The organism is Celeribacter neptunius (assembly GCF_900113955.1).
Classification (GTDB): Bacteria; Pseudomonadota; Alphaproteobacteria; order Rhodobacterales; family Rhodobacteraceae; genus Celeribacter; species Celeribacter neptunius.
In genome coordinates, this window is sequence record NZ_FORH01000006.1 from 79,473 (window position 1) to 101,949 (window position 22,477).

The following is a 22,477-nucleotide window of genomic DNA, read 5'->3' on the forward strand; positions in this document are numbered from 1 at the left end:
CGGCCTTCGCTTATGCGGCTTCGGCGGCGAGTTCCTTGCACCCCACCTCGAGCGTTTGCGCGATGAAGGGGGCGAAGCTGTTCCAGACATCCATGCGGAAGGCGTTTTCGCCATCGTGCCAAAGCACGACCGTGGCGACATCGAACAGGGTCCGGCGGGCTTCACCCGGGGCGACCCCGGAGAGATCGCGGGCACAGCCGATGGTCAGAAGCTCGGCGGCGCGCGTGCCCTCGATGCGGAAGGTCACTTCACGACCGGAAATATCGGTCAGCGCATGCGGCAGCTCGGGCATCAGTGCGGCGAGGGCTTCGGTCACGGTCGCGACCTGATCCAGCGGCAACAGGAGCGTCCATTCGTCGGGGCCGAGGCACACCGCCTCGATCCCGTCCGCACGGGCGCATTGACCGATTTTCTGCGGCAGGCTCAGGCCAAGAGCGGCGCCGAGTTTGTCGAGCCCGTCACGGGCGCGCAGCGACAACCGGCCCTGCATGGGCAGGCTTACCACCTTCGCGGCCGAGGTCTCGGCAATGGTGGAGGGCGTCAGGGAAGAAATTGCGATCGACATGGCGGACCTCCTTTTAGATTTTCAGACGGGTGTTTTCGGGGTCGAGAAACACGGTCCCGGTGATCTTGGCGGCGATGGTGCGGTCTTCCATCGGAATATAGACCGTCTCGCCCATTTTCGCATGACCGCCCTCGACCAGCGCCAGCGCGATCGGTTGCCCGGTGGTGCCCTGATCATAAGACGAGGTGACATGGCCACGCATGGTCATCGGGATCGGCTGTTTCGGATCAAAGACGATCTGTGCCCCTTCTTCGAGCTTGGATTTGTCTTCCGAAATCAAACCGACCAGCTGTTTGCGGTTCGGATCGGTGAGGTCCGGGCGCGCCAACCCGCGCATGCCGACGAAATCGGCTTTCTTCTTGCCCACGGCCCAGCTCATGCCGGCGTCATGGGGCGTGACCGTGCCGTCGGTGTCCTGACCGACGATGATATAGCCCTTTTCGGCGCGCAGCACGTGCATGGTCTCGGTGCCATAGGGGGTGATGTCATATGGCTGACCCGCCTCCCACAATTTTTCCCAAAGATCGCGACCGTGAGGCGCGGCAACGTTGATTTCGAAGCCGATCTCACCGGTGAAGCTCACGCGCCACAGGCGGGCAGGGTAGCCGGCAACCTCGACATCGACGCAGGACATATGCGGGAAGTTCTCTTCGGTCAGGGCGAAATCCTTGACGAAGGGCTGAAGCAGCTTGGCGGCATTCGGACCGTTCAAGGCGATGGTGGAATATTGCTCCGTCGTCGAGGTCAGCCAGACATTGAGATCGGGCCATTCGGTCTGGAGATAATCCTCCATCATGGTCAGGACCCGCGCAGCCCCGCCGGTGGTGGTGGTGACGTGGAACCGGTCCTCACCGACACGCGCGATCACGCCATCGTCGCGGATGAACCCGTCATCGCCCAGCAAAAGCCCGTAGCGGCATTTTCCCGGCGCCAGTTTCAGGAACGGGTTGGTGTACATCCGGTTGACGAATTCGGCGGCATCGGGGCCGACCACTTCGATCTTGCCCAGAGTGGAGGCATCAAAGATGCCCACGGATTTCCGCGTCGCGGCGCATTCGCGCGTCACCGCCGCGTCCATGTCTTCGCCGGCTTGCGGGAAATAGCGCGCCCGGCGCCATTGGCCCACGGGTTCGAACACCGCGCCGCGTGCCTCGGCCCAGCTGTCGATCTGGGTCTTGCGGGTGACTTCGAAATGATCGCCCCGGTGATAGCCCGCGAAGGCGCCGAACGTGGTCGGCGTATAGGGCGGGCGGAAGGTGGTCAGACCGACCTCTGGCTGGCGTTTGCCAAGCGCATCGGCGGCGATGTTCAAACCGTTGATGTTGGACATCTTGCCCTGGTCGGTGGCCATGCCGTTGGTGGTGTAGCGTTTGACATGTTCGATCGAACGCATGCCCTCGCGCACCGCGAGACGCAGGTCCTTGGCGGTCACGTCGTTCTGGTAGTCGACGAAAGCCTTGGCCTTGCCGGCGCTACGATCGGTCGGCAACTCGCGCATGGTGACGCCCGTGCCGGGGCGGTCGTTGGCGACGGTGTACTCGCTGATCTCGGCCTCCGTCCCCAGAGCGGCGAGCACTTCTCTGGCCTTGGCGGACCCATCCTCGAGCGCGGCTTCGAGGCCCCAGAGCCCACGGCTGGCGCCGGCGATGACGCAATCCTCCGGGGTCTGATCCGGCAGGAAGGTGGTCATGTCGTCGTCCCAGGTGAGCTTGCCCTTGGTGTGCGAGAACAGGTGCAGCGACGGCGTCCAGCCGCCCGACATGAGCAGGCAGTCGCATTTGATCCACTGGCCATGGCCGACGCGGCTGCCGTCCATCGGGTTGATGCGGACATTGTTGACGCGCAGCCGTCCGCCGGTGGCGGTGACCGTGTGGTTGAGCTTCACCGGGATGCCGCGATTGCGGGCCTCGGCCTGCAGATTCTCGCGCACGGAGGCGCGGGTGTCGACGATGGCCTGAACCCGGGCGCCGGCATCGTGCAGATCGAAGGCGGCGTACCAGGCGCTGTCATGCGAGGTGATCACCATCGGGCTGTCACCGACCTTCACGCCATAGCGGTTGAGATAGGTCTGGGCCGACCCGGCGAGCATCACGCCCGGACGGTCGTTGCCGTGGAACACCAGCGGTTTTTCCAGCGCGCCCTGGGCCAGCAGCACCTGTTTCGCGCGCACCCGCCACATCCGTTCGCGCGGTGTGTCGGCGGGCAGTTCGGCCAGGTGGTCGGTGAGTTTCTCGACCATGCCGATCAGGTTCTGATGGTAATAGCCGATCGCGGTGGTACGGGTCATTAGCTTGACACCCGCCTCCTTGAGTGCGGCCAATTCGTCTGCGAGCCAGTCCCAGGCGGCTTTGCCGTTGATATGGGCCTGCGGTTCCGACAGCAGCGTACCGCCCATCTCCGGGTTTTCATCGACCAGCACCACCGAGAGCCCCTTGCCCGCGGCTTCGCGTGCGGCGGCGATCCCCGTCGGACCGGCGCCGACGATCAGCAGATCGCAATGCAGGTTGCGCGAGGCATAGGTGTCGGGATCTTCCTCGGTCGGCGAGACGCCAAGACCGGCGGCGGCGCGGATGAACGGCTCATAGACCTTGTCCCAGAACGAACGCGGCCACATGAAGGTCTTGTAATAGAACCCGGCGGAAAACAGCATATAGGCGGCGTCATTGACGGCGCCGACGTCGAATTTCAGGCTCGGGAACTTGTTTTGCGAGCTGGCGTCCAGCCCGTTCCAGATCTCTTGCACCGTGGCGCGGGTGTTGGGCTCGAACCGGCCCGGACCGCGGCGGGTGCCGATGAGCGCATTGGGCTCTTCGGAGCCGGCGGCGATGGCGCCCCGCGGACGGTGATATTTGAACGAGCGCCCCATCAGATGCACCCCATGCGACAGGAGCGCGGAGGCGACGGTGTCGCCTTTCACCCCGGTATAGGGTTTGCCGTCAAAGGTGAAAACGACGGGTTGGGACGCATCGACGCGGCCCTTTCCACGCAGGCGGAATTTGCTCATTTCTCGTCCTCCAGGAGTGCGGAGAGATCGGGGCGGGCTTCGCCCGCCTTATAGGTGATGTAGAACTTGTCGGTGATGGTGTTGCGCACCGCGTTGAAATAGCGACCGCAGCCATGGAAATGGCGCCAGCGTTCGAAATGCGGGCCTTTCACGTTTTCACGCAGGAAGAGAAAGCTCTCCCATTCCGCGTCGCTCTGCTCCGACGGGTTTTCCGGGCGATCGATATGCGCCTCGCCGGCATAGGTGAATTCCAGCTCCGGCAGGGTCTCGTCGCAATAGGGGCAATGGATCAAAAGCATCTGATGCGCCTCCTTAGTGGGCCACGGCGGCGGCGGCCGCTTCGTCGATCAACCGTCCGGTGCGGAACCGATCCAAGCTGAACGGCGCGTTGATCGGGTGCGGTTCGTCTTTCGCGATCGTATGCGCAAAGACATGGGCCGAGCCGGGCGTGGCCTTGAAGCCGCCGGTGCCCCAGCCGCAGTTGACATAGAGGTTCGGGACCGGGGTCTTGCCGATGATCGGCGAGCGGTCCGGTGTGTTGTCGGTGATGCCGGCCCATTTGCGCAGCATGCGCATGCGGTTGAAGATCGGGAAGACCTCGGAAATCGCCGCGATCGTGTGCTCGATCAGGGGCAACCCGCCGCGCTGGGAATAGGAGATATACTGATCCGTGCCGGAGCCGATCACCAGCTCGCCCTTGTCGGACTGGCTGCAATAGGCATGCACGGCGTTGGACATCACCACGCAGGGGAAGATCGGTTTCACCGGCTCGGAGACCAGCGCCTGCAACGGCATGCTTTCCAGGGGCAGGCGCACATCGGCGGTGGCCATCACCATGGAGTTGTGACCAGAGGCGGACACCCCGATTTTCTTGGCCTTGATAAAGCCCTTGTCGGTGTCGACGCCGATCACCGCCCCGTCCGGGCCGCGACGGATCGCCTGCACGGCGCAGTTCTGAATGATGTCGACGCCACGTTCTGCGGCGCCACGGGCATAGCCCCAGGCCACCGCATCGTGGCGCGCCGTGCCGGCACGTTCCTGCAGCGCGCCGCCCATCACCGGGTAGCGGGCATCCTTGGAAATATTGATCGGCGGGCAGTATTCCTTGCACTCTTCCGCGGAGAGCCAGCGGTTGTCGACGCCGTTGAGACGATTGGCGTGGACGTGACGTTTGAAGCTCTGCACGTCATGCACGGTATGCGCCAGCATCAAGCAGCCGCGGTTCGAGTACATGACGTTGTAGTTCAGCTCCTGGCTCAGCCCCTGCCACAGATCCACCGAATGGTCGAACAGCCGCGCAGATTCGTCGTAGAGGTAGTTCGAGCGGATGATCGTGGTGTTGCGTCCGGTGTTGCCACCGCCGAGCCAGCCCTTGTCGATCACCGCGATATTGGTGATGCCATGTTCCTTGGCCAGGTAATAGGCCGCGCCCAGCCCGTGGCCGCCGGCGCCGACGATGATGACATCGTATTCGGCTTTCGGCTGGCTGTCCGGCCATTGCTCGGTCCAGTTCTTGTGCCCGGTGAGGGCGTTCTTGACGAGGTTGAGGGCGTTGAAGCGGGTCATCCGTGGGGACTTTCTCTCCGGGAGTGGGGATAGGCGATGATTGCGTCATTCGCCCCGGGTTTTATCGGACTTTTGCGCCATGCCCCGTGAAAGTCTGCGTCATTTTTGTGACGCGTCGCATCGGCTGCGGGGCATGGCATGTTTCTGCGGTTAGAGCTCGACCTCGACATCGCTCATTGGCGTCGAGCAACAGATCAGGATCTTGCCCTGATCGATCTCGCGTTTGCGAATGCCGCCGCCATGCTGCATGTCGACCTCGCCGGACAGGAGCTTCGATTTGCAGGTGCCGCAAATGCCGCGCTGGCAGGACGACATGGGCATGAGACCGGCCTCTTTCGCCGCCGTCAGGATGGTCATGCCGGGGCTGACCTCGACCACATGGCCGGTCTTCGGGAAGGAGACGCGGAAGGTCTCGCCGCTGATCTCGGGCGCCGCTGTTGGCTCCTCGATGGTGCCGGCGGTTTCCGCCCCGAAATCAAAGCTCTCCTCATAATACTGGTTCATGTCGAACCCGGCATCCTTGAGCATGTCCCGCACGCCTTCCATGAAGCGCGCCGGGCCACAGCAGAAGACTTTGCGATCCTTGAAATCCGGCGTCATCATTGCCAGCATCTGCAGGTTGAGACGGCCGACATAGCCGCTCCAGCTGTGGCTGGCGGATACGGTGTCGACGGTGAAACCGAGGCGCAGCGCCGGGGTGCGGCTCGCCAGAAGCTCGAGCTCCTTGCGGAAGATGATGTCCGACGGGGTGCGCGCGGCATGGATGAAATGCAGGTCGTGCGGTTCCGAAAGGTCACAGGCGGTCCGGGTCATCGACATCAACGGCGTGATGCCGCTGCCTGCCGAGATGAACAGCAGCTTCTCTTCCGCATTGGCGTCGGTGGTGAAGTCGCCGCTCGGGCCGGCCACGTTGATCTCTTTGCCCGGCAACATGTTGTCATGCAGCCAGTTGGAACCCGGCCCGCCCGGCACGCGTTTCACCGTGATCTCGATCCGGTAGGGGCGCGCCGCCGAGGCGGAGATCGTGTAGCTGCGCATGACCATGCCATCGACCGGCAGCTCAAAGGTCATGTGCTGACCCGGGTAGAACCGGAAGTCGCGCGGTTCGCGCGCCGAGAAGACAAAGGTCTTCACGTCATGGGTTTCCTGCCGCACATGACGACAGACAAGCGTATCATCGACTTCGGGGTCCCACGGCGGGACCCCTGTCGCTTCGGTCAGTTTTTCATTGGAAGGCGTGGTCATTCGGCTGCCACCTGTACCTTTTTGTCCCCGGCAAAGTGAGACTTCAGACGTTCGATATACCAGGCCGCAAAGGATTCAACATGCGGTTCGGTATAGGGGGAATACGGACCCGGCTGATAGCCCGGCATTTCGGCGCCCAACTGTGCCAGACGCACCAGATCGGCGTCCTGCTGGTTGGTGTGGGTCCAGACCTGAGTGAGATTCTCGAGGTTGTAATCCTCGCCCTCGATCGCATCCTTGTTGACCAGCCAGGTGGTGCGCACGAGGGTGCGGCCCGGGGACAGCGGCAACACGGAGAAGGTCACGATGTGATCGGACATGAAGTGATGCCAGGAATTCGGGTGGGTCCAGAAGCTCAGCCCGCCGAGCTTTGCGCCGGTGGTCTCGCGGGAGAAATTGCCCAGAAGCTTCTTGCAGGCGACTTTCGTGTCGACCGTGTGGCTTTCGCCCTCCCACATCAGCGGCAAGCGCATGGTGCGGTAGCCGGTGACATCGGCAAGGTGCTCTTCCTCGGCGGAGGGCAGGCCGCAGGCTTCCCAGCGGGCGTGGTTCTCCTCGATATCCTTGGCGTATTTCGCGACATCCTCGGACCGGCGCTCGTCGAGCTCGTCCGGGGAAAAGCCGAAACCGAATTCGGACAGCGGCACGGTGAGCTGCGGGTGGTTGCCCTCGCAATGGTAGCACTCGCGGTTGTTTTCGAGCGTCAGCTTCCAGTTGCCTTCCTCGATCAGTTCCGACTGGAAGGCCACCTTGGTGTTGGCGATGTCATGCGGCGCGATGTATTTTGCCATCGTCGTGGCCATCTCGTCGAAATCCGCAGGCGGCTCTTCCGCCAGGCAGATGAAGATCAGGCCGGCGATCGAGCGGACATGCACGGTGCGCAGGTTGTGACAGGATTTGTCGAAATCCTTGCCCATATGCTCGGCGAGGATCAGTTCGCCATCCTCATTGTAGGTCCAGCCGTGGTAGCGGCAGACGATATTGCCGATCGTGGTGGATTTCTCGTCGATGAGCTTGGCGCCCCGGTGACGACAGACATTGTGGAACCCGCGAATCTCCTCGTCGTCGCCACGCAGCAGCAGGACGGAGACATTGCCGATTTCGACGGTGATGCAATCGCCCGGCTCCGGCAGTTCCGGCTCGACCGCGGCAAAGATCCAGTGATTTTTGAAAATCACCTCGAGATCGAGATCGAGCACCTCCTGAGAGGTGTAAAACGGCGCTTCGAGGCTTTTGTAAGCTTCGCGGCGATCAACCAGTTCTTGGATATTGAGAGTGTTAGCCATGAGTGGATACCTCAGCTGATGGGTCTGGCTTGGCAGTTATGAGACACATGTTCGGTTCGACGTGCTGTGTCATGGGGCCGAACATGAGGATTTCAGGTGGTCAATCTGTTCGGGGCGCGGGCCATCAGGCCCGGCCTGTCCGTTCCTTAAGATACAGCATAGCGCTCCGGGGCGCTGGAAGAAACCCACGCAGCACAGGTGGCATGAAGCGATGTGAGGGGCATACTATCCTCCCTGTTCATGACAGCGCTCAGGCTGTTCTTCGAGGTATCATAAAAACTCATCGCGCCCAATTCTCCACAGCGGGTTCTTGGAAAACGATCAGGCGATTTTGATCGAATGCCCGCCGGTTGACAGAAGGGATAAGTCAAAAATCCGGTACAAATGCGTCACAAGCCTCAGGGGATTTTCCCGATTTGTTTTGCGCCCTGAAAATGGGCGAAACCGGCAGGGGTTTGAGTAACGGTGAGGCGAATTATGCGCGACTGCTGCATATGGCTGCCAATTGGCGATCCCTTGAGGACTCGAACCCCAAACCTGCTGATTAGAAGCTCGGCTCAGGCGGTTTCTCCCGATTTCTCTCAACTACGCCACACTGACAAAAATATAGTTAAAACAAAAACTTACATTGACTGTCTTTGCGCTCATGCCGCAGAGATAACGCCATGTTTCGGCGCATTTTGCTTCCTTATAGCTTCCCGATTTCGCGCCGATGGTTTGAGGAGACAGTAAAATGAAACTGACAAAGCGCGCGATTGAAGGGTTGGAGACGAGACCGCAAAGCTATTTCGAATGGGATAGCGAGGTGCGTGGTTTCGGGGTTCGTGTCTATCCGACGGGCAAGAAAACCTATGTCATTCAGTACCGCGTCGGCAAACGTTCCCGGCGGATGACACTCGGTCAACATGGGCCGCTGACCACAGATGAGGCCCGCAAACTCGCCATGCGTCACCTCGGGCACATTGCGCAAGGTGCCGATCCCGCCGAGGACAAACGGCGTGTGCGCCATGCTCCGACCATGGCGGCGCTCTGCGACCGTTTCCTAGAGGAATATGCCGAACAGCATTGCAAACCCTCCACCGTGCGCAGCTACCGCACGATCATTCGCAATCATGTTCAGCCGCGCCTCGGGTCCTATCTGATCGAAGACGTGAAGCGCGCCGATGTGGCCGCTCTGCACTTCGATATGAGGAACACACCTTACCACGCGAACCGGACGCTGATGGTCCTGTCCAAGATGTTCAATACGGCAGAAGATTGGGGCCTGCGCGACGAAGGCACCAACCCGACCCGCCGGATCAAGAAATATCGCGAGGAGGAAAAGAAACGCTATCTTTCCGAGGAGGAGCAATACCGTTTGGGCGTCGCCTTCGAAGAGGTTTTGGAGGAGGGCAGCGAGACCATTCATGTGGTCTCGGCCTTCATGCTCCTGATGCTGACCGGCTGTCGCCGCAATGAGATTGCGGAACTCAAATGGGACTATGTGAACTACACCCATCTGGACCTGCCGGACAGCAAGACGGGACGGCGGCGTATTCCGCTGCCGCGTGAAGCCTACGACATTCTGATGCAACTGCCGCGCCGGGATGGAAATCCCTATGTGATCTTGGGCTTGACCGAGGACGGGCATATCACCGATTTGGAACGCCCATGGCGACGCATCCGGGAACGGGCCGGTTTGAATGACGTGCGTATTCACGACCTGCGGCATACCTATGCGTCCGTCGCGATGAAAGACGGGATCGACCCGTTCACGCTGAAAGAGATTCTGGGCCACAAAAACCTGACGACAACTTTGCGCTATGCGCACCTTGCCGATGACGCGGTTCAAAAAGCTGCCGGGTCTGTCGCCGCGCGTCTTGCCCGTGCGGTACGTAGCAGGGACACCCGCGACGGCCCCGCGTTGCGTGTGGTTCGATAGGTTACGTATCGGGCGTTTCCCCATCTCATTCCTAACGTAACGTATCGCTACGATACGGGCGGGTATTTCGCTGCCGGTTGCGTTACGTATCGAACGTATCGCGAGCAGCCAGAGAAAAACCAATGGACGACGACATTCACCTCTCCGAGACCGGACGCAAACGTATCGCAGAGCGCGCCGCAGCCTTCGCGCGTCTGGACCTTGCGAAAGCATGGCGGACACTCGGTGTTGAGGGAGACTGCCCCGCCACCTTCGAGGTCGATATGTCTGAGGCCATGAGCTTCTATTCCCCCGGCCCGGATCAAAAGGTGTCACTCGACGCCAAGACGCGAACGCCGATCTATCGCAAGCTCGAAAAGACGATTGCCGGCCTGCAAGATCAGCTGGACGAGATGCACGACCATATCGTTTGGGAAATTGACGCCGCCAGCACCGGTATCGAGCCGGAAGATTTCGAAGAGACCCTACCGGAAGACTACGAAGGCCTGAGCTTCGGCGGCTATCACATCCATCTCCTGATAGATCGACTCGCGACCTTCTCGGATATTCTCGACGAGGCGAAGCGCGTTCACGACAAGCCCAAAGGCAAACCCAAACAGAACGAGACCCTTTCCGACACGATCAAAGAACTCGGATACGTTTTCAAAAAATACACCGGGCAGGAGCCGATGACGGGCTATCGCTTCGACGATTGGAACGGGATTGATGACGCTCAAGTCTATCAGGGCCCGTTCTTCGATCTGCTGCACCTCGTTTTCTGGTCGATGTACGGGCACGAAAACCCGACCAGCCATGTGCTCGGGGACACGGCCAGACGCGCGTTTAATCTAAGAAAATAAGGCGATGGCGTTAATGGCGCAAAACGCGTCCATTTCCGCCATTAGAAGCGATTCGCAATACGCTGCATAAAGACCTCAACGCAACGACATGCAGCGAGGGCAACATGCAAACACAACCTGATCCTGACTACTACGACCGCCTGATCGACGAGAAAGAAGCGGCCAGCTACCTGTGCTATTCCGTGCGCGCCTTGCAGAACTGGCGCGTGCGCGGGGGCGGGCCTCTGTTCATCAAGGTCTCGGGCCGCTCCGTGCGCTACACGCGCCGCGACCTGCAAGACTGGATCAGCGCCAAGCGCGTCGCCAACACGACCTGCGCACCTTCCTAACAAAATAGAGTTTTGCCCGTTCGGAGTTGGCAGCAACGAGCGGGATTTTGGGGCCGGATGGCTCTAGGGGCGCGGGGCAACACAGCCACACCGCGCCCCCTCTATACACCCGCCCCCCACCCAAAAAACACGGCAAAAAAAAGAAAACAACAAGGCCAAACAAACCCCCTAAAAGGTCAAAAACCGCCCGAACAACCCCAACAACCGGAAAAAAGAACGGCTCCAATCCCGCCAACCGAACCCCCCCCAAAAAAACCAAAAAGGCCAATGGCCCAAAAACCCCAACCTCCGGCAAAAAGAACCGCCGAAACCCCCCAAAAGCCCCGAAACGGCCCAAAACCGGAACCCAAAAGCAGCTTGCCGCAAACATCTGATTGGAGCGCCGGGCGTTCAGCCCGGCCCCAAAACAATCGCTGCCCCGCCGGAGGCACCATTAAAGGGCGCGCCAGCGCCCGCACTTCCCTGAACATCCCCAACCAAGGCGCGCGGCATCGGCCGAATGAGGGGGGTGATTGTAGCACCCCCCTCTGGAAATACCGTCCGCCAAAGAGAAAGAGTAAAACAATGAACATCCTTCACCGTGGCTTTGACCGTCTGGAATTGTCGATTGAGGCCAATATTCCGCCCGAGCTGTTCGAATATCTCGACCCGATCCGCGAAGAGGCCGAGGACGCCCGCGAGAGCCGCGCTGTGAGCTATGGCGGGGCGGAATTTGACCTGCTGCCCCATGGCGTGCAGGGCTATCGCTTTATCCTGCAAAGCGGGCCTCTGCCGGTCACGTGGTTCTTCAAGAAGCCCAATGCCCGCGACCCTTGGGGCATCCGCATTGTCGTCGGCTCGCTCATGCTCGCCACCCGAGGGCTGGGCTATGTCCGGACCCACATCGCTAACACGCTGGAACGGCTGGGCGTGCGCTATGGCCCGCGTCAGGTCAGCATTGGGCGCACCGACTTTTGCGTCGATATTCTGGCCCCGGAGTTTGAGTTGACGCCGGAGAATTTTGTGATTCACAGCCACTCGAACCGCGCCGATCACCTGACCCCGGAGGATCACAGGCTGAGCAATGGTAAATCCGGGCGGTTCACCTCCGTCACCGTTGGCAAAATGCCGGGGCGGCAGGTGACGATCTATGACAAGCGGCTCGAAGTCACCGACAAGCGCAAGCCGATCTGGTGGGAACTGTGGAACGAGACCCGTAAAGCCGAGGGCTTGCCCCCTCTGGACCCGAAAGACCGCTCGGAGAGCCGGATTTGGCGCGTTGAGGTGCGGGCAGGCAAGCGGATCATGAAAGACCGATGGGGCATCACCACTTGGGAGGATTTCGACGCCAAATTCGGCGACGTGATCGCGGAAGCCTTTGAGAAAATCCGCTATTGCGAACCCGACCCGACGGACAGCAACCGCGCCCGCTGGCCGAACCATGAGATTTGGGACATAGCCAAGGTGGACGCGGACGAAGACCTGACCGAGATGCGCAGCCATGTGGGCGCCAGCGCCGTGAAGGAGGTGCACAAGGCCGATCAGATCAAAATGATCCTCGCCCTCACCTTGGGCAATTGCACCACCCTAGCGGCCCTTGAAGGCGTCGAGAACGACGATCTACAGGGCTACATGCAGGACATGGGCGAGCGGTTGCGGATGGAAATCCAAGCCGACCCCGAGCGCGCCGCCAACAAGCTCAGCAAGGCCAAGGAGAGGTATCGGTTTGTCGGGTGAGTGACCACAAATCACACGTTATACATTCGGCGGGCAAATAATGCCCGCCTTGGGGCGAGAACTCCTAAAACTGGTGCAATCGGCCCAACCTGACACTCACGCATTGAGCAGCAAATGTCCGGGGGCAGCCGAAAGCAGACATCTGAGGAATAACCTGACTATGCGACTGTCTGCGTTGCCACCACAGGCACGAAACCTGCGGTTTTCGCGGCCATCATAAACGCTTTGCGCGCCTCGCCGACAGGGGTCATGCAATCCATTGCCGCTTCAATTGTCTCCAGTGCGCGTTGCCGCGCGTCGTCTGACACGGGCCATTTACGGTGAAGCCAGTGGCGCGCTTTTTCGATGGTGCCGAATTTCTGCACGTCGCCCTCGGGTGAAGTGACGAGCGACAGGGGGGTGCCCCAGTAAATTTCTATCAAGATCTTTTTCTTTCTCGGATACAAACCGCGTGGCCGTGGAGACGGGATCGCGGTTTCGGGCAGCTCGTGGCATGCGGCCAACGGCATCCGCCCTTATGGGTGACTTGGTTCAGATGAACTCAAGAGAAATGACCGAACGTGGGCGCGGCGCAGGGGAATGTCTCCACCATGCACCTGCGTAGCACGGGATTATTGCACCGTGCTGCGGACCCATCGTTCTGGTCAGGTGATAAATTTTGCGATTGATCGATCAATCACGTCGTCTGTCTCGCTCGGTTTGATGAGAGACAGCGCACATCTGCTGGCGATTGAGGGTATGTGCCACAGGTCAGACGTATGTGATAGAAATAGGCGCTCTGCCGCCGAAATACGAGGCATTTTTCTGAGAAAGTCTCGAAACCCGCCTTAGCTATGGAAAACAATCACTATTATTTTCTGAAACTCGGGCAAGCGGGGCCGCGTCTTGCCATCCCACGGTGACTTAGGGGACAAGTTGCGCCGCTCGCATGTCATTTCACTGGTAATGCGGTGCGCGATCCCCCATATCTATTGAGGTTACAAGGAAATTCTCACAGGCGGGCGACGACCCGCACCATCGCTGCGGTGCGCAATATGCCCCCAGTTTCTCCTCGTATCCGGACGACACACCAAACGAACTGGTCCCAAGTTGCCGATCCCGAGGAGGCTGCCACATGTCTGTGGCGTCTTTTCCGCATTCATAAGTTGCTCCCGGAAAGGACACTCAAAATGACAAAACACATTGGTCACAGTACCGAAACCGACGCCGAAAAAACACCCATCACACAAAAGCCCCAGATCAAGGCCACCAAGCCGACCACTGGCGAGGCGCCGAAACCGCGTCGCTCGATTTTCGATGCGTCCTATGCCCCTATCGGGGCGGAACTGCGCAAGGCCTGGTCGCGCCACGGTCGAAAATTATGACAAGATCGGGGGAATTCTTGCGGGATCATGGATGTTCGGTGACAGGGCACAGTAGCCGCATCACGACCCAAACTGAGCTTCGGATCAAACTTGGCTGCCGGTTCAAATTTGACCTGCCACAGCCCACGCCGATGATTGCCCTGCTGAATGTGCATTTTTCTCGCGTCAGTGACTTGGAATATCCAGATCATATTATCACCACGCCCCGTGTTCCCATGAGCGGTTATCGGGACAGATTTGGCAACTGGTGTACACGTATCGTCGCTCCTCAAGGGAATTTCACGATCGAGACGCAGACGATCATCGCAGACAATGGTTTGCCCGACGCCCGCCCGAGTACCGGCGTACAAACCCCGGTCGAAAATCTCCCGAATGAGGTGCTCGTCTATCTTCTGGGAAGCCGGTATTGCGAAACCGATACTCTATCGGATAAGGCGTGGAAATTGTTTCAACACACACCTCCCGGACACGCACGGGTGCAAGCAATCTGTAATTACGTTCACGGTCAAATCCGCTTCGACTACCTAGCAGCACAGTCTACGCGCAGCGCGATGCAAGCCAATCAGGAGGCACAGGGCGTGTGCCGCGATTACGCGCATCTGGCGATCACCTTTTGCCGCTGCATGAACATTCCCGCGCGCTATTGCACCGGTTATCTCGGTGACATCGGGACGCCTCCCCCTTACCCGCCCGGAGACTTTGCCGCCTGGATGGAGGTCTGGCTGGACGGGCGTTGGTGGGTGTTCGATCCGCGCAATAACACGCCGCGCATCGGCCGTGTTCTGGTGGCACAGGGGCGCGATGCCGCGGATGTGCCATTGATCCATTCTTTCGGCAAAACCCTTCTGACAGGCTTCGAAGTCTGGAGCGATCGGATCGCGTGACATCTGCCCGGCAGCAAGGCGTCAACAGCGGCATTCCGCGCCGGTGCTATCAGCCGGTCGATCCCTTTTTCTTTGCTATTGCGGGGCTCGTCCTGTACACGGGTAGTGCAACGTTTTTTCCATCTGCATCCTGTCTCCTTTATCGGTTCCAGTCTGCCGCTTCGATCTGACTGAGCCGGGCAACCGCATTCACGTGGGCTGCAAAATACTCAAGGAGACATCACAATGGCCAATGGCACTGTGAAATGGTTCAACCAAACTAAAGGCTTCGGCTTCATCGCACCGGAATCCGGTGGGCGCGATATTTTCGTCCATATTTCGGCGATGGAACGCGGCGGTATCGCGCAACTGGATGACGGTCAATCGGTCACCTTCGACGTCGAAGCCGGACGTGACGGGCGCGAATCCGCGATCAATCTGGCACTCGCCTGATTTGACCGGTTCCAGACCCGGCGGTCATCGCCGGGTCTCACAACCAAGGAGGGCTCATGTCCAATAAAGACAAAGCCGCTGCCCTGTTTCGCCAAACCACCGCGAAGCCTGCTACGGCGCATGACCGAACTGCGGCTGCGGCGCGCGAGATTGTCGAAACAGAAGCCAACCGCCGCGCAGACCTGACGGCCAGCCTGAAGGCGGCACGATTGGCACGCGATGCAGGTAGGGACGCGCCTGACGGTCCGCCTGCCTCCGACAAGAAAAACATTTGAGCCGATTTCATGGGCTCGAGATGAAATTCCGGGATATTTTCGGAATACGATGAAGGGCCAAACATGACACTCAAAAAGACCCCCGCAGGTGGGACCCCTGCGATGATGACCATTACTCAAAAGAAGAAGAAATCCGACCTCGGTTGGCATCATTTCTTTGAGCGCCTTGCGGCGGAAAAGACTTTGGACACACGGCAAGCCTTGCCGCAAAACGTCCAAGAATAACGTCATCCCTCTATGACCTATGGAAGATGGCGTTTTCGGTGGACCAACTGATCGCGATCAGGCTCCAATAGAGCCGATCAGCATTCGTTGATGCGCCACCGGAAGGTGAAGCGGCAGAGCATAGTCTCTGCCGCTTTGCTTTTACAAACCCCGTTTCATGGAATGCTGTGCTTTAAATTATCTACGTTTCTCGCTTCGTTGTGGATGTGGTCGTTTGTTTGCTGTGCGGCGAATGGCGGCTAACCGCCCAAAAGCACCGCCACGCGGCTCGGCAGTTGCTTCTAAGCAACGCCTTTAAAACCTCTTCCCGTGCTTCCTTATTGCTTCCCGATTTAAAACTAGAACAAACGAGAATATTCAAAAATCAATTATCATGTTGATTTTGTTGTTAAAGTTGGCGATCCCTTGAGGACTCGAACCCCAAACCTGCTGATTAGAAGTCAGCTGCTCTATCCAGTTGAGCTAAGGGACCGCACTTGGGCTCGGGACCATGGATGCGATGCCCGAGGCTGGCAGGTCGACAATCGGACATTCGCCCGTCGCATGCGCCAAACTCTCTAGCCATGCTCCGAGCTGGTTTCAAGCAAAACGTGTCCCGCGCGCAACCGTCTCTGCTCGGGCTTGCCTGATCTGGCACGGCCGCAGCGTGACGATGGGGCCGCCGCCCCCGAGGAGTGCTCTGCCGTTTTCGGCGATGCTCCGCGTTGTGGCGCTGTCTTTGCGCAAAACACTTGCCCTGACCCGGGGGAAGCCTGCAAACATATGAAAGAGACTTTTGTGACGCTGTTTTCTGGTGCGTATTCTCGCGGAGCCTGACCTGCATGGTCCGTCGTGTATCGGGTTCGTGTTGTTATCGGGGCTGACCCTTTCGAAGCCCGAGCTGATTGGACGGTAAAATATGTTATATTCTGCACTTGGATATAAGGGGGCAATCTCGGCCCCGCATCGCGCCGCGGCCCTGGCCGGGCAGGAGATCCTCGACGCTGGCGGCACGGCAATCGAGGCGATGGTCGCCGCCGCCGCCACCATCGCGGTGACCTATCCGCATATGAACGGCATCGGCGGCGACGGGTTCTGGATCATCCACCGCCCGGGCGAAGCGCCGCTGGGCATCTCCGCCTGTGGTCAGGCCGCCGGACTGGCGACGCCGGAGTGGTATGCCGAGCGCGGCCATGCCGAGGTCCTGCCGACCCGCGGCGGGGCGGCGGCGCTGACCGCGCCCTGCACGATCCGCGGCTGGGACAAGGCACTGTCACTGGTGCCTATGGGGCGGCGTCTGCCTTTGGTGCGGCTTCTGGGATCGGCGATTGACTATGCCCAAAGCGGCATCGCGGTGACCGGCAACCAGTCGCGCACCACCGCCGAGAAACTCGACGGGCTCAAGGAGGTTCCGGGCTTTGCCGATCAGTTTCTGATCGACGGAGAAGTCCCGCCGCCGGGGTATCTCCTGCGCCAGCCGGCTCTGGCCCGGACCCTCGACAAGCTGGTCGAAAACGGGCTCAAAAGCTTCTACGAGGGTCCGATCGCCGAGGCCCATGCCCGCACCCTGGAAGCGGCGGGGAGCCCGCTGCGCCTCGCTGACTTTGCGGCCTGCGAAGCCGAGTTCGTCACACCGCTCTCGGTGGAGACCTCGCACGGCAGGCTCTACAACATGGTGGCCCCGACCCAGGGCGTCGCCTCGCTGATGATCCTCGGCCTGTTCGACCGGCTGGGCGTCAAGGAGGGTGAGAGTTTCGAGCATCTCCACGGGTTGGTGGAAGCGACGAAACAGGCCTTCCTCCAGCGCAACGCCGGGCTTGGCGATCCGCGCAGCATGGCGGAACCTGCCCAAAGCTGGCTCGACGCCGACCGGCTCGATGCGATGGCCGCCAAGATCGATCGGGAAAAAGCCTTGGAGTGGCCCTATGAGCCGCGAGAAGGCGACACGATCTGGATGGGCGCCGCCGATGCCGAGGGCACGGTGGTGAGCTTCATCCAGAGCGTCTATTGGGAATTCGGTTCGGGGCTCACCTGTCCCGAGACCGGGGTCTATTTCCAGAACCGCGGCGCCGGGTTCTCGCTCGCCCCGGGTCCCAATCAACTGACCCCCGGCAAACGCCCGTTCCACACGCTCAATCCGGCCCTGGCCGAGCTCAAGGACGGTCGTGTGCTGGCCTATGGCACCATGGGCGGCGAGGGCCAGCCGCAGACCCAATCCGCCGTGTTCAGCCGCTACGTGCAATTCGGCATGGACCTGCAAGCGGCCGTCACCGCGCCGCGCTGGCTTCTGGGCCGGACCTGGGGCGACGCGGCAACGTCGCTGAAGCTCGAAGACCGGTTCGACCCGGCGCTGGTCGACGCGCTCAAGGCCGCCGGCCACGAGGTCGAGCTGATCGCGCCCTTCTCCGATCTGGCCGGCCACGCCGGCGCCGTGCTGCGCCACCCCGGCGGGCTTTTAGAAGCCGCAACCGACCCCCGCGCCGACGGCGCAGCGCTTTGCTATTGATCGTGTTGCTCGGGCGCGGGTGAACAGAACAGGCGACGATCGGCGATGAATGCGCTATTCTGACATGACCCTGTCGCAGGGGATGTCCGGCGCAAACATAGACCTTTAGGCAATGTTTCATCCTGCCGTGCTTTGCTAGGGTTGGTCTACGCATAGAATAAGAACAGTGGTCCGGTATATGAACGACAAAGCCCCCATCCAAGTTGCAGGCGCCCTGGGACGTGCGCTCATCGTCGATGACCACCCGCTGTTTTGCGATGCGCTCTCCATGACCTTGCGGGCGGGCGTGGGGATCGAGACGGTCGAGACCGCCGGGACGCTGGAAGAGGCGCTGAGCCGGCTCGAAGCCGGGCCGCTGCCGGATGTGATCCTGCTCGATCTCAACCTGCCGGATGTGAACGGGCTCGACGGGTTGGTGCGGCTGACCAAGCAATGCCCGCAGACCCCGGTCGTCATCGTGTCCTCGATGGCCGAGCCGCGGGTGATCCGTTGCGCCATTCGTGTCGGTGCCGCCGGTTTCGTGCCGAAACATTCGACCCGCGAGACTTTCAGTAAAGCCTTCACGGTGATTGCAGGCGGCGAGGTCTATGCCCCTGAGGCGGCGCTCGCCGAGGCCGATCCGAACATGCCGATGAGCCCGCGCGAGGATGCGCTCATTCGTCTGTCGCACCTGACCCGGCAACAGGCCCGCATTCTGCAGCTGATCTGCGAAGGCCAGATGAACAAGCAAATCGCCTATGAGCTGTCGATTGCCGAGACCACGGTCAAGGCGCATGTCACCGCGATCATGCGCAAGCTTGGGGTACAGAGCCGGACCCAGGCGGTGCTGATCGCGCAGGAGGCGAATTTCAACAGCCTCTTGCCCGAAGACTGAGTTTCGGCCACCCTGCAAGGCAGGGACGGAGAAACATCATGCAAAACCGAGGCGCGACATTCGTGTCGGCGATGCCGCTCGTGCGGCAGGCAGAAGTCGACATACAGGACCCGGAAGCGGTGCGTAAACTGGTCAAGGCCCTGGGGCCGGGGCCGTTTTCCATCGTGCTGATCTTCTTTTCGCCGGAGACCGATCTCGCGTCCTTTTCACGCCAGCTCAAGGCCGAGATTCCCTGGGGGCGGGTCATGGGCTGCTCGACCGCGGGTGAGTTGACCTCGATCGGCTATGACGAGGGCAAGATCGTCGCTGTCGCCTTTCCGGTCGAACATTTCGGGGTCGAGACGCTGATGGTCTCCGATCTGAAAAACTGTGTTCCGAATGATCTGATGGGTGGGCTGGTGCGGGCCCGGCAAATCCTGTCGCAGCGCTATCCGCAATTTCCCTATGAATTTGCCATGCTGCTGGTCGACGGGCTCTCGGAACGCGAGGATGAATTGACTGCGGCATTGGCCTCGGGGCTCGGTCCTGTGCCGCTGTTCGGCGGTTCTGCCGCGGACGGTGCGCGGTTCGAGAAAACCCTGATCCTGAACGGGCGCGACATCATCGAGAATGCTGCTATTTTGACATTTTTCCGCACGGATTGCCCTGTTAAGGTGTTTTCATATGATCACTTGCAAGCTTCGGAAAAGCGCATGGTGGTGACCGGGGCGGAACCCAATGCCCGGATCGTGACCGAGATCAACGGTGAGCCGGCCAGTGTCGAATATGCCCGCCAGATCGGCTGTGATGTTGCCGATCTCAACGACAGTGTCTTTGCCGAGAACCCCGTCGTGGTGCGTGTCGGCGGGCGGCATCATGTCCGGGCGATCAAATCGGCAGAAGCGGATGGCAGCATGCATTTCTTTGCCGCGATCGACGAAGGGCTGGTCCTGACCCTGGCCGAACCGCAGGATATCGTGTCGCATCTGCACGGTGCACTGGGGGGGTTGGCGGCGCATTCCGCGCCGGAAATCGTCCTGGCGTGCGATTGCATCTTTCGACGCGTGGAAGCCGAGCACCGGCAACGCAAAGGCGACGTGTCCGAACTGCTCAGGGCGCATAATGTGCGCGGCTTTTCCACCTATGGCGAACAGATCGGCTCGATTCATGTCAATCAGACCTTCACCGGGGTCGCCATCTATCCGCCCGGCAGCGATTTCGATCGCGAGCCCCTCCCGGCCGACATGGTGCCTGTGACATGAGCGAGATTGCCGAAAACCTGCTGAACCCGGCAGACAGCCCGGAGCGGTCGCGCGAAAAGCTGCTCAAGATCGTCGATGTGCTGATGCGTCAGGTCGAGCATCGCTCGAACGAGCATGGCGCCGCCTATGCGCAGTTCCAGCGCGCGGCCATGCTCGAGGAACAGGTCCGGCAGCGCACTGCGGATCTCGAATATGCGCTCGATCTTCTGAACGTGTCGAATGGCTGTCTCGCCGATGCCAACAGGGAACTGGAACTGGCGCGGCGCAACCTCGCCAATGCGATCGAGACGGTGCGCGAAGGCTTTGCGCTCTTCGATCACAACGATTGCCTGGTCCTGTTCAATTCGCGCTTTTCGACCTTTCTGCCGGATGTGCGCGACGGGTTGAAAGAGGGGATGAGCTTTGCCCAATATGCCGAACTGGCGGGGGCCTCACCGCATCTCGACCTGAGCGACACCGATACGGCCTATGCCTGGGCGGCGCGGCGGATGGAGCGGCATCGCGACCGCCATGTGGTGTTCAACGTGCATGTGCGCGGCGACCGCTGGATCCAGATTTCCGAACACCGCACCGCCGATGATGGCACCGTGATCCTGCAGACCGATGTGACCGACCTGGTGCTGACGGAGCGTGAAACCCGGGGGCGCATGCTCGACGATCAGGCGCAGATGATCCGCGCCACACTCGAACATATCTCGGTCGGGGTCTGCATCTTCGACAGGGAACGGCGGCTCGCAGGTGTCAATCAGCGGCTCGGCTACCTGCTCGGCCTGCCGATGTCGCAGGTGCAGGCAGGCACCGGTTTCGAGATCATCTATGCGCGGGTGCAAGGCGCCTGGTCGATGTCCGGCAGCATGACGCCGGAGGAACTGTCCACCTGGGTCTTCGGCGTGCCGCCCCGGGCGCCGATTACCTTTGAAATGGGACGCGAGGACGGGCGCCGGCTGGTGGTCTCGGCGGAGGATCTGCCGGACGGGGGCTTTGTGATGTCGGTCACCGATGTGACGGCGGAACGTCAGGCCATGGAAGAGTTGACGCGTACCAATGAAACGCTCGAAGCGCGGGTGATGTCGCGCACGCTCGATCTCGAGGATGCTTTGTCAAAGGCCGAACGCGCCAATGCCGCGCGCTCGCGTTTTGTCGCCGCCGCCAGTCACGACCTGCTGCAGCCGTTGTCTGCGGCCAAGCTGTTTGTCGCCTCTGCCGAGGATGGCGTCGAAAGCGAAGAGACCCGGGGCATCCTGTCCAAGGCGCAAAACGCGCTCGCCAGTGTCGAGAATATCCTCTCGGCCCTGCTCGATATTTCCAAGCTCGAATCCGGGCGTTCGGCGCTCGACATCATGCCGGTGCCGCTGGGGCCGCTCCTGGCCCAGCTCCGGGATGAATACACGCCGGCCGCCGCCGCAAAAGGGCTCGATCTGCGAGTCATTGGCACCGATCAGGTGGTGGAAAGCGATCCGACCTACCTCAGGCGCATTCTGCAGAACCTGATTTCCAATGCCATTCGCTATACCGATCGCGGACGGGTATTGGTCGGCGCGCGACGCAAGGGATCGGGCCGGATCAGGATCGAAGTCTGGGACACCGGCCCCGGCATTCCCGAGATCGAGCAACAGTCGATCTTTCAGGAATTTCACCGCTTGGGCACTTCTGCCTCGGCCTCTGTCGGCATGGGGCTGGGACTGGCCATTGTCGATCGCGCCTGTGCGCAACTGGGGCATCCGATCCATCTCGACAGCCGGCTCGGTCGCGGCACGGTCTTCGGCATCGATCTGCCGCTGGCGCGTGCCTGGATCGCCAAGCAGCCGGGCAGTTTCGCCCATGCCGAACCGGTCGACCGTCCGCTCTCGGGGCTGATTGTCCTGTTGGTGGAAAACGATGCCGATGTGCGCCGCGCCATGACCCTTTTGCTGGAGAAATGGTCGCTGATGGTGATCTCGGCTGAGAATGGCGAAGAGGCGCTCGATCTGCTTGAAGAGCTCGAGGTCTCGCCTGATCTGATGCTGGTCGATTACCAACTCGGAGAGGGCATGGATGGCATTCGGTTCATCGAGAACTTCCGCGCGATCCATGGCCGGGTGCCGACCCGTTTGGTGACCGCCAACCGCTCGCCTGATGTGGCGCAGGCGGCCAAGCTGGCGATGATCAAGATGCTCTACAAACCCATCGCGCCCCGCGATCTCGAAGCTTTCGTTTCGGCTCCGCCGTCGCCAAGGGACTGAGCCT

The 22,477-nt window shown here is 60.6% G+C and carries 20 protein-coding genes and 1 tRNA gene; 13 read left to right on the forward strand and 8 right to left on the reverse strand.

What is annotated here, in order from left to right; translation table 11 throughout:
* Positions 1-10: 10 nt before the first annotated feature.
* The 6 genes from BM151_RS14840 to BM151_RS14865 all read right to left on the reverse strand — a co-directional run bounded on the left by BM151_RS14840 (position 11) and on the right by BM151_RS14865 (position 7,666).
* A complete protein-coding gene (locus tag BM151_RS14840; protein WP_090061528.1) occupies positions 11-565 on the reverse strand; it encodes a sarcosine oxidase subunit gamma in 555 nt (184 codons plus the stop codon).
* Positions 566-578: 13 nt separating this feature from the next.
* Positions 579-3,569 carry a sarcosine oxidase subunit alpha gene (locus tag BM151_RS14845; RefSeq protein ID WP_090061529.1) on the reverse strand — a complete coding sequence of 997 codons (2,991 nt, stop codon included), beginning with the start codon at positions 3,567-3,569 and terminating at the stop codon, positions 579-581.
* Positions 3,566-3,868 (reverse strand): sarcosine oxidase subunit delta, encoded by a 303-nt coding sequence (locus BM151_RS14850; RefSeq protein WP_090061530.1) that lies wholly within the window; start codon positions 3,866-3,868, stop codon positions 3,566-3,568. Before BM151_RS14850 ends, BM151_RS14845 begins: the two co-directional genes overlap by 4 nt.
* Positions 3,869-3,881: 13 nt before the next feature.
* A complete protein-coding gene (locus BM151_RS14855) occupies positions 3,882-5,135 on the reverse strand; it encodes a sarcosine oxidase subunit beta family protein (RefSeq protein WP_090061531.1) in 1,254 nt (417 codons plus the stop codon).
* Positions 5,136-5,285: 150 nt separating this feature from the next.
* Positions 5,286-6,380, reverse strand: coding sequence for an FAD-binding oxidoreductase (locus BM151_RS14860; RefSeq protein WP_090061532.1), 1,095 nt, complete (start codon positions 6,378-6,380; stop codon positions 5,286-5,288).
* Positions 6,377-7,666, reverse strand: a complete 1,290-nt coding sequence (locus BM151_RS14865; protein WP_090061533.1) for an aromatic ring-hydroxylating oxygenase subunit alpha — start codon at positions 7,664-7,666, stop codon at positions 6,377-6,379. The genes BM151_RS14860 and BM151_RS14865 overlap by 4 nt, the downstream gene beginning before the upstream one ends.
* Positions 7,667-8,399: 733 nt before the next feature.
* On the opposite strand from BM151_RS14865, the gene BM151_RS14870 reads away from it, so the two are divergent.
* The 4 genes from BM151_RS14870 (at position 8,400) to BM151_RS14885 (ending at position 12,471) form a co-directional block, all read left to right on the forward strand.
* Positions 8,400-9,587 (forward strand): site-specific integrase, encoded by a 1,188-nt coding sequence (locus tag BM151_RS14870; protein WP_090061534.1) that lies wholly within the window; start codon positions 8,400-8,402, stop codon positions 9,585-9,587.
* 122 nt (positions 9,588-9,709) lie between these two features.
* On the forward strand, positions 9,710-10,426 hold the full coding sequence (locus BM151_RS14875; RefSeq protein ID WP_090061535.1) for a hypothetical protein: 717 nt from the start codon (positions 9,710-9,712) through the stop codon (positions 10,424-10,426).
* A 104-nt stretch (positions 10,427-10,530) separates the two neighbouring features.
* Positions 10,531-10,755, forward strand: a complete 225-nt coding sequence (locus tag BM151_RS14880) for a helix-turn-helix transcriptional regulator (protein WP_090061536.1) — start codon at positions 10,531-10,533, stop codon at positions 10,753-10,755.
* A 564-nt stretch (positions 10,756-11,319) separates the two neighbouring features.
* On the forward strand, positions 11,320-12,471 hold the full coding sequence (locus tag BM151_RS14885; RefSeq protein WP_090061537.1) for a hypothetical protein: 1,152 nt from the start codon (positions 11,320-11,322) through the stop codon (positions 12,469-12,471).
* 158 nt (positions 12,472-12,629) lie between these two features.
* On the opposite strand, the gene BM151_RS14890 is transcribed toward BM151_RS14885, so the two are convergent.
* Positions 12,630-12,893, reverse strand: a complete 264-nt coding sequence (locus BM151_RS14890) for a DUF982 domain-containing protein (RefSeq protein ID WP_245781227.1) — start codon at positions 12,891-12,893, stop codon at positions 12,630-12,632.
* Positions 12,894-13,640: 747 nt separating this feature from the next.
* On the opposite strand from BM151_RS14890, the gene BM151_RS14895 reads away from it, so the two are divergent.
* From BM151_RS14895 to BM151_RS21680, 5 genes are all read left to right on the forward strand, one after another.
* Positions 13,641-13,835, forward strand: a complete 195-nt coding sequence (locus tag BM151_RS14895; protein WP_090061539.1) for a hypothetical protein — start codon at positions 13,641-13,643, stop codon at positions 13,833-13,835.
* 131 nt (positions 13,836-13,966) lie between these two features.
* Positions 13,967-14,719: a transglutaminase-like domain-containing protein gene (locus BM151_RS14900; RefSeq protein WP_090061540.1), complete on the forward strand. Its 753-nt coding sequence runs from the start codon at positions 13,967-13,969 to the stop codon at positions 14,717-14,719.
* 225 nt (positions 14,720-14,944) lie between these two features.
* Complete coding sequence (locus tag BM151_RS14905) at positions 14,945-15,151, forward strand: cold-shock protein (protein ID WP_090061541.1); 207 nt, start codon at positions 14,945-14,947, stop codon at positions 15,149-15,151.
* Positions 15,152-15,207: 56 nt separating this feature from the next.
* Positions 15,208-15,426: a hypothetical protein gene (locus BM151_RS14910; RefSeq protein WP_090061542.1), complete on the forward strand. Its 219-nt coding sequence runs from the start codon at positions 15,208-15,210 to the stop codon at positions 15,424-15,426.
* 63 nt (positions 15,427-15,489) lie between these two features.
* Complete coding sequence (locus BM151_RS21680; protein ID WP_177213171.1) at positions 15,490-15,651, forward strand: hypothetical protein; 162 nt, start codon at positions 15,490-15,492, stop codon at positions 15,649-15,651.
* 395 nt (positions 15,652-16,046) lie between these two features.
* Here BM151_RS21680 and BM151_RS14915 read toward each other — a convergent pair.
* Positions 16,047-16,123, reverse strand: a tRNA-Arg gene (locus tag BM151_RS14915).
* Between the two features lie 426 nt (positions 16,124-16,549).
* Here BM151_RS14915 and BM151_RS14920 point away from each other — a divergent pair.
* The 4 genes from BM151_RS14920 to BM151_RS14935 all read left to right on the forward strand — a co-directional run bounded on the left by BM151_RS14920 (position 16,550) and on the right by BM151_RS14935 (position 22,473).
* Positions 16,550-18,136, forward strand: a complete 1,587-nt coding sequence (locus tag BM151_RS14920; protein ID WP_090061543.1) for a gamma-glutamyltransferase family protein — start codon at positions 16,550-16,552, stop codon at positions 18,134-18,136.
* Positions 18,137-18,314: 178 nt separating this feature from the next.
* On the forward strand, positions 18,315-19,010 hold the full coding sequence (locus BM151_RS14925) for a response regulator transcription factor (RefSeq protein ID WP_090061544.1): 696 nt from the start codon (positions 18,315-18,317) through the stop codon (positions 19,008-19,010).
* A 38-nt stretch (positions 19,011-19,048) separates the two neighbouring features.
* Complete coding sequence (locus BM151_RS14930) at positions 19,049-20,251, forward strand: FIST N-terminal domain-containing protein (RefSeq protein ID WP_090061545.1); 1,203 nt, start codon at positions 19,049-19,051, stop codon at positions 20,249-20,251.
* Positions 20,248-22,473: a hybrid sensor histidine kinase/response regulator gene (locus tag BM151_RS14935; protein WP_090061546.1), complete on the forward strand. Its 2,226-nt coding sequence runs from the start codon at positions 20,248-20,250 to the stop codon at positions 22,471-22,473. Before BM151_RS14930 ends, BM151_RS14935 begins: the two co-directional genes overlap by 4 nt.
* Positions 22,474-22,477: the final 4 nt, after the last annotated feature.